This window comes from Streptomyces sp. CNQ329, from assembly GCF_000482585.1.
The window spans coordinates 40,305-47,232 of record NZ_AXVU01000046.1; the positions used below are offsets into that span (position 1 = coordinate 40,305).

At 71.0% G+C, this 6,928-nt stretch carries 7 protein-coding genes; 6 read left to right on the plus strand and 1 reads right to left on the minus strand.

What is annotated here, in order from left to right:
- Positions 1-60 precede the first annotated feature (60 nt).
- The 3 genes from hppD to I003_RS0124980 all read left to right on the plus strand — a co-directional run bounded on the left by hppD (position 61) and on the right by I003_RS0124980 (position 4,840).
- Positions 61-1,206, plus strand: a complete 1,146-nt coding sequence (gene hppD / locus I003_RS0124970) for a 4-hydroxyphenylpyruvate dioxygenase (protein WP_027774009.1) — start codon at positions 61-63, stop codon at positions 1,204-1,206.
- An 82-nt stretch (positions 1,207-1,288) separates the two neighbouring features.
- On the plus strand, positions 1,289-3,400 hold the full coding sequence (locus I003_RS0124975; protein WP_027774010.1) for an SGNH hydrolase domain-containing protein: 2,112 nt from the start codon (positions 1,289-1,291) through the stop codon (positions 3,398-3,400).
- 39 nt (positions 3,401-3,439) lie between these two features.
- Positions 3,440-4,840, plus strand: a complete 1,401-nt coding sequence (locus I003_RS0124980) for an FAD-linked oxidase C-terminal domain-containing protein (RefSeq protein ID WP_027774011.1) — start codon at positions 3,440-3,442, stop codon at positions 4,838-4,840.
- Between the two features lie 79 nt (positions 4,841-4,919).
- On the opposite strand, the gene I003_RS0124985 is transcribed toward I003_RS0124980, so the two are convergent.
- The gene (locus I003_RS0124985) at positions 4,920-5,363 is read right to left on the minus strand and encodes an ATP-binding protein (RefSeq protein WP_027774012.1); all 444 of its coding nucleotides are present in this window, start codon (positions 5,361-5,363) and stop codon (positions 4,920-4,922) included.
- A gap of 170 nt (positions 5,364-5,533) precedes the next feature.
- Between I003_RS0124985 and I003_RS0124990 the strand changes: the two genes are divergently transcribed.
- The 3 genes from I003_RS0124990 to I003_RS33145 form a co-directional block, all read left to right on the plus strand.
- On the plus strand, positions 5,534-6,376 hold the full coding sequence (locus I003_RS0124990; protein ID WP_027774013.1) for a Scr1 family TA system antitoxin-like transcriptional regulator: 843 nt from the start codon (positions 5,534-5,536) through the stop codon (positions 6,374-6,376).
- A complete protein-coding gene (locus tag I003_RS0124995; RefSeq protein ID WP_027774014.1) occupies positions 6,373-6,579 on the plus strand; it encodes a DUF397 domain-containing protein in 207 nt (68 codons plus the stop codon). Before I003_RS0124990 ends, I003_RS0124995 begins: the two co-directional genes overlap by 4 nt.
- 154 nt (positions 6,580-6,733) lie before the next feature.
- A partial coding sequence (locus I003_RS33145; RefSeq protein WP_158689017.1) for a transposase occupies positions 6,734-6,928 on the plus strand: 195 nt, incomplete at its 3' end.

The following is a 6,928-nucleotide window of genomic DNA, read 5'->3' on the forward strand; positions in this document are numbered from 1 at the left end:
TCTGTCCAGTGATTTCTGTAACTATTGCACACCTTGCCAACCCGGGAGACGCTTTTGGGCATGACCGAGACGATTGATCAGCCCGCTCCGCAGATCCGGCAGGACGACCCCTTCCCGGTGAAGGGGATGGACGCCGTGGTGTTCGCGGTCGGCAACGCCAAGCAGGCCGCCCACTACTACTCCACCGCCTTCGGCATGAAGCTGGTCGCGTACTCCGGACCGGAGAACGGCAGCCGCGAGACCGCCGGTTACGTCCTGGAGAACGGCTCCGCCCGTTTCGTCTTCACCTCCGTCATCAAGGCCGCCTCCGACCGCGGCCGGTTCCTCGACGCCCACGTCGCCGAGCACGGCGACGGCGTGATCGACCTCGCCCTCGAAGTCCCCGACGCCCGCGCCGCGTACGCGCACGCCGTCGCCCAGGGCGCCACCGGCCTCGAAGAGCCGTACGAGCTGAAGGACGAGCACGGCACCGTGGTGCTCGCCGCCATCGCGACGTACGGCCAGACCCGCCACACCCTCGTCGAGCGCACCGGCTACGACGGCCCGTACCTGCCGGGCTTCGCCGCCGCCGAGCCCCTGGTCACGCCGCCGGCGCGGCGGACGTTCCAGGCCGTCGACCACTGCGTGGGCAACGTCGAACTCGGCAAGATGGACGAGTGGGTGGCCTTCTACAACAAGGTCATGGGCTTCACGAACATGAAGGAGTTCGTGGGCGACGACATCGCCACCGAGTACTCGGCGCTCATGTCGAAGGTCGTCGCCGACGGCACGCTGAAGGTCAAGTTCCCGATCAACGAGCCGGCGCCGGGCAAGAAGAAGTCGCAGATCGACGAGTACCTGGAGTTCTACCGCTCGCCCGGCGTGCAGCACATCGCGCTGGCCACCAACGACATCGTCGCCACGGTACGGACCATGCGCGCGGCCGGTGTCGCGTTCCTGGGCGTGCCCGACACGTACTACGACACCCTCGGCGAGTGGGTCGGCGACACCCGCGTACCGATCGACGAGCTGCGGGAGTTGAAGATCCTCGCCGACCGCGACGAGGACGGCTACCTGCTGCAGATCTTCACCAAGCCGGTGCAGGACCGCCCCACGGTCTTCTTCGAGATCATCGAGCGGCACGGCTCGATGGGCTTCGGGAAGGGCAACTTCAAGGCCCTGTTCGAGGCCATCGAGCGCGAACAGGACAAGCGCGGCAACCTCTGACCGGCGGTCGGCCCCCTCCTGATCCCGCCGGTTTCCCCACCCCGGCTTGGCCATTCCGCGATATGGATGATACGCAATTGTGATGCGTATCGAAGGGGAGCAGCAGAAGCCTGCACGGCAGGACGAGCGAGACGAGCGGCGCCGCCCGGCGTTCCGCCCCGACGTCGAGGGGCTCCGGGCGGTGGCGCTCGGGCTGGTCCTGCTCTACCACGCGGGCCTTCCCTGGCTGCCGGGCGGATACGTCGGCGTGGACGTCTTCTTCGTCGTCTCCGGATTCCTCATCACCGGCCTGCTGCTGCGCGAGGCGGAGCGGCACGGGAAGGTGTCGCTGCTGCGCTTCTACGGCCGCCGGGCGCGCCGGCTGCTGCCCGCGGCGGCGGTCGTGGTGCTGGCCGTGTGCCTGGCGGCGCGGCAGTGGATGCCGCCGCTGGAGCGGCGCAACGTCGCCGAGGACGCCGCGGGCGCGGCGCTGTACGTGACGAACTGGCAGCAGGCGGGCCGGGCGGTCGACTACTCGGCGGCGGACGCCGCGCCCAGCCCGCTCCAGCACTACTGGTCGCTGGCGGTGGAGGAGCAGTTCTATCTGGCGTGGCCGCTGCTCGTGCTGGCGGTGCTGTGGACCTTCCGGACCCCCCGCGGGGAACGCCCGGCCCGCCTCGGCCTGCGGACGCGCCTGGCGGTGGTGCTGGGGGCGCTGGCCGCGGTGTCCTTCGCCCACGCCGTGCGGCAGAGCGCCGAGGAGGGCGGGGTCGCGTACTTCTCGACGTTCACCCGGGGCTGGGAGCTGGCCGTCGGCGGGCTCCTCGCCCTGGTCCCCGCCGCCGCCTGGCGCCGTGCGCTGCCCGCCGCCCGCTCCGGCGCGCTCACGGCGGCCGGGCTCGCGACCGCGGGGCTCGCGGCCGTCGCGTACGCCGGGCTGCGGTTCGACGAGGCGACCCTCTTCCCGGGCCCGTGGGGGCTGCTGCCGGTGCTGGGTACGGCGGCGGTGATAGCCGCGGGCTGCGGGCTCGCCGTCCACCCCGTGGCCCGGCTGCTGTCCCTCCCGCCGCTGCGCTACGCCGGGCGGATCTCGTACTCCTGGTACCTGTGGCACTGGCCGGCCGTCGTCTTCGTCCCCCTCGCCCTGGACCGCGAGCCGTCCGTCCGCTGGATGCTCGTCGTGGTCGCCGCCGCCGCGCTGCCCGCGGCGCTCACCCACCGGCTCGTGGAGGAGCCCGTACGGCGCGCCCGCGTCCTGGTCCCCACCCCCCGGGCCCTGGCCGTCGGCGCCGCATGCACCGCCTGCACGGTGCTCGTGGCGGCCGGCTCGTGGATCTCCGCCCCGACGATCGCCCTCGCCTCCGCCGAGCAGGCCCGCGGCGCCGCCGCCCTCGCCGACGAGGAGCAGCCGCAGAAGACCGCGAAGGCGCTGCGCCCGCTCCCGGAGAAGGCCACCGAGGACCGCGGCAAGGTCCACGACGACGGGTGCCTGGCCGGGCAGCAGGAGACGGAGTCCGGCGACTGCGCGTACGGCAACCCGCGCGGCGACGACACCGTCGTCCTCTTCGGCGACTCGCACGCCATGCAGTACGCGCCCGCGCTGGAGAAGGTCACCGAGCGGCGCGGCCTGCGGCTGGTCACCCTCACGAAGTCGGCCTGCACCCCCGCGCAGGTCACCGTCTTCAACAACCAGCTCCAGCGCACGTACACCGAGTGCGACAAGTGGCGCGACCACGCCCTGGAGCGGATCGAGGACGAGAGCCCGGCCCTGATCATCACGGGCACCCAGGACGTCAAGACCGTCGTCGAGGACGGCAAGCGGCTCAGCGGCAAGGAGAGCGCGAAGGCGCACCAGAAGGGCTACGAGAAGACCCTGGACGATCTCCTCGGCACCGGCGCCACGGTCCTCACCCTCGCCGACAACCCGTACCCGCCCGAGGACATCCCCTCGTGCGTCTCGGGTGCCGTCGGGGATCTGGAGGACTGCGCGTTCTCGGAGAGCGACGGATACGGCTACGAGCCGGTGAGCACGCGGGCGAACGCGAAGTTCGACGAGGTGGGGCTCATCGACCCCAAGCCGGTGATGTGCAAGGACGGCACGTGCCCGGCGGTGATCGGGAACGTGATCGTGTACCGCAACGGGTCGCACATCACGGCGTCGTACATGGAAACGCTGACGGACTGGCTCGACAGCCAGCTCCCGCGGGTGACGTGAGGGGTTCCGCGAAAGGCACAGTCGTTGCAGGCTGAAGGCATGACCGATCAGCGAGTCAGGGACACAGCCGGGGACGAGGCACTGCTCACCGCGCTCCGCACGGGCCTGCCCGCCGCGGCCGTGCTGACGGACCCGGACGTCACCGCGGCGTACGCGGGCGACATGGCCGGATTCTGCCCCTCGGGCACGCCCGCGGCGGTGGTGCTGCCGCAGACGGTCGGCCAGGTGCAGCACGTGATGCGTACGGCGACGGAGCTGCGCGTCCCCGTCGTCCCGCAGGGCGCCCGCACCGGCCTGTCCGGGGCGGCGAACGCGGACGACGGGGCGATCGTGCTGTCGTTCGTGAAGATGGACCGCATCCTGGAGATCGACCCGGTCAACCGGATCGCCGTCGTCGAACCCGGCGTCGTCAACGCCACCCTCTCCCGCGCGGTCGCCGCCGAGGGCCTGTTCTACCCGCCGGACCCGTCGAGCTGGGAGACGTGCACGATCGGCGGCAACATCGGCACGGGCTCGGGCGGGCTGTGCTGCGTGAAGTACGGCGTCACCGCCGAGTACGTCCTCGGCCTCGACGTCGTCCTCCCCGACGGCCGCCTGCTCACCACCGGCCGCCGCACGGCCAAGGGCGTCGCGGGCTACGACCTGACCCGGCTCTTCGTCGGCTCCGAGGGCAGCCTCGGCGCGGTGGTCGGCGCCACGCTGGCCCTCAAACCGGCGCCGGGGCCGCAGTTGGCGCTGGCGGCGGAGTTCCCGTCGGCGGCGGCGGCGTGCGACGCGATCTGCCGGATCATGGCGGGCGGACACGTGCCGTCGCTGCTGGAGCTGATGGACCGTACGACCGTACGGGCCGTCAACACCCTGACGAAGATGGGCCTCCCGGAGACCACGGAGGCCCTCCTCGTCGCCGCCTTCGACACCCCCGACCCGGCCGCGGACCTCGCGGCCCTGGGCGCCCGGTGCACGGCGGCGGGCGCCACGGAGGTCGTCCCGGCCGCGGACACCGCGGAGTCGGAGCTGCTGCTCGCCGCCCGCCGCGCGGCGCTCCCGGCGCTGGAGGCCGTCAGCGGTACCACGATGATCGACGACGTCTGCGTCCCCCGCAGCGCCCTCGGCGCCTTCCTCGACGGCGTCGCCGGGATCGCCGCGACGTACGACCTGACCATCGGCACCTGCGTCCACGCGGGCGACGGCAACACGCACCCCAACGTCTGCTTCGACCCGCGGGACGCGGACGAGGCGGCGCGGGCACGGAAGTCGTTCGACGACATCATGGCCCTGGGCCTGGAACTGGGCGGCACGATCACGGGCGAGCACGGGGTGGGGCTGCTGAAGAAGGAGTGGCTGGCGAAGGAGCTGGGCCCGGTGGGTCTGGAACTGCAGCGGCAGATCAAGGGGGTCTTCGACCCGCTGGGCATCATGAACCCGGGCAAGCTGTTCTGACGGAGGGTGCCGGGGCCGCCGTCCGGCGCGGGCACCCGCCGCCGGCGGCGGCGACACGGCGAGGCGACCGCCCGGCGGACTACCGGAAGCCCTGGCGGCGGACCTCGGCCCAGACCGTCTTGACGGCGGCGTGGGGCTGGTAGCAGCCCCATCGCTCGGCGAAGGCGGCGACGAGGACGAGCCCGCGGCCATGGTCGCCCTCGGGGTGAACGGACGTGGGGGTGCGGGGCGGAACGGCGGTCGGCACCGGGCGTTCGGGGCGCGCGTCGGAGACCTCGACCCGCACGACGTGCTCCTTCAGATGCAGCCGCAGCCGGAAGTACCGCCCCCGAAGCCGCCCGTGCACGGCCGCGTTGGCGGCCAGCTCGGCGGTCACGACGGCGACGGCCTCGGCGGTGGGAGCGTCCCGGGGAATGCCCCACGCGCCGAGCTGATGCACGGCGAGAAGCCGTGCGCGCCGGGCCCCGCGGGGGGTGGGGCTGAAGAGAGCGGAGAGGGTGGGGGCGGCGGTCGGTGCGTGCATGGACCCACGGTGCCGGGGGTGAAGAAGGGGCGGCAGGGTCGCCGGACTGCTGTGGCGTTCTGTACGAGAAGGGCGGCTGCTTTGTACGAGCCGATCACCGAAACCCCCGAACGGACGGGTCGTTGTACCCGGATAGCACGCGCGTACGACGAGACAGGGGCGTGGGGCACATGGGGAACAACCGCCGCCGGGGAAAGCGCATCAACGACGACGACAGGCCGGGAAGCTGGGTCGCGTACGGCAGGCTGCTGAAGTTCTTCCGCACGAAGGCGGGGCTGACGCAGGACGAGTTGGCCGAACGGATGGGGTATTCGGTCGACCATTGCGCGTCGGTGGAGCAGGGGAGGCGCCCGGCGAAGGCGGAGTTCACGGCGCGCGCGGAGGATGCGGTGGGGGCGGGGGGTGTGTTGCAGGAGTTGCAGGAGGAGGTGGACAGGGCCCAGTTGCCGGCGTTCTTCCGGGATTTCGCGACACTGGAGGCGGATGCGGTGAGTAGGCTCTCGTACGACCCGATGCTGATCCCGGGGCTGCTGCAGACGCAGGAGTATGCGCGGGCGTTGATCAGCGTCAACCGCCCACCTCTCGACAACGAGACCATCGACCAGCACGTGACGGCACGCCTGGCCCGGCAGGCGCTTCTGACGCGTCAGAAGCCACCCGTGGCGTTCATCTTCATCATCGAAGAGGCCACACTGCACCGCAAGATCGGTGGTCGCGATGTGCTCCAGCGACAACTGCGCAAGCTGGCGGAGAACGCAAAACTGCGCAACGTCGCAATCCAGATCCTCCCCACGGCAGCAGCCGCACACTGCGGACTGGACGGGTATATGGTGCTGTTAGAAGGGGCCGATCGGAAACAGATCGTCTGTCTGGAGTCGCAAGGCAGGATGATTGCGACCAGCAGCGGGGACGCGGTCAGCGACTACCGGCACCGGTACGACTCGCTGCTCACCCAGGCCCTTGACACCGAGCGATCCGTCCGTCTCATCGAACAGGTGGCCAGCAACCTATGAGCATCCAGCAGCCCGACGACCTGGGCCCGGAGCTTCCCTGGATCAAGTCGAGTTACAGCGGCGTGCAGGGCGGCGACTGCGTCGAAGTGGCCCGCACCCCGCACACCGTCCACGTACGCGACTCGAAGGACCCCGAGGGCCCCATACTCCGCTTCACCCCCGACGCCTGGGCCACGTTCGTGGCGTACGCCCATTCGCTCTGAGAGGGCGGTTCGTGACTCTTTGATGGGTTATCGCGTCACCTGTTGGTGTGGGTACGGGGCGGAGTCTGCCGGTCCATAGCCGCTCGTCTGCTGGTGTGATGGTGTGAGTGAACGCAAGCTGTACCCCAGCGACTTATCCGACTAGCAGTGGGCTCTGATCGAGCCGGTGATCACCGCGTGGAAGGACCGGCACCGCTCGGTCAGCGGTCACCAGGGCGCCTACGCGATGCGGGAGATCGTGAACTCGATCCTCTACCAGGGCCGGACCGGCTGTCAGTGGGCCTACCTCCCGCATGATCTGCCGCCGAAGAGCGCGACGTACTACTACTTCGCCGCCTGGCGCGACGAC

Excerpts from the sequence above, each read along its gene's own strand:
- hppD (WP_027774009.1), top strand. The coding sequence starts at position 61 with ATGACCGAGACGATTGATCAGCCCGCTCCGCAGATCCGGCAGGACGAC.
- I003_RS0124975 (WP_027774010.1), top strand. The coding sequence starts at position 1,289 with ATGCGTATCGAAGGGGAGCAGCAGAAGCCTGCACGGCAGGACGAGCGA.
- I003_RS0124980 (WP_027774011.1), top strand. The coding sequence starts at position 3,440 with ATGACCGATCAGCGAGTCAGGGACACAGCCGGGGACGAGGCACTGCTC.
- I003_RS0124985 (WP_027774012.1), bottom strand. The coding sequence starts at position 5,363 with ATGCACGCACCGACCGCCGCCCCCACCCTCTCCGCTCTCTTCAGCCCC.
- I003_RS0124990 (WP_027774013.1), top strand. The coding sequence starts at position 5,534 with ATGGGGAACAACCGCCGCCGGGGAAAGCGCATCAACGACGACGACAGG.
- I003_RS0124995 (WP_027774014.1), top strand. The coding sequence starts at position 6,373 with ATGAGCATCCAGCAGCCCGACGACCTGGGCCCGGAGCTTCCCTGGATC.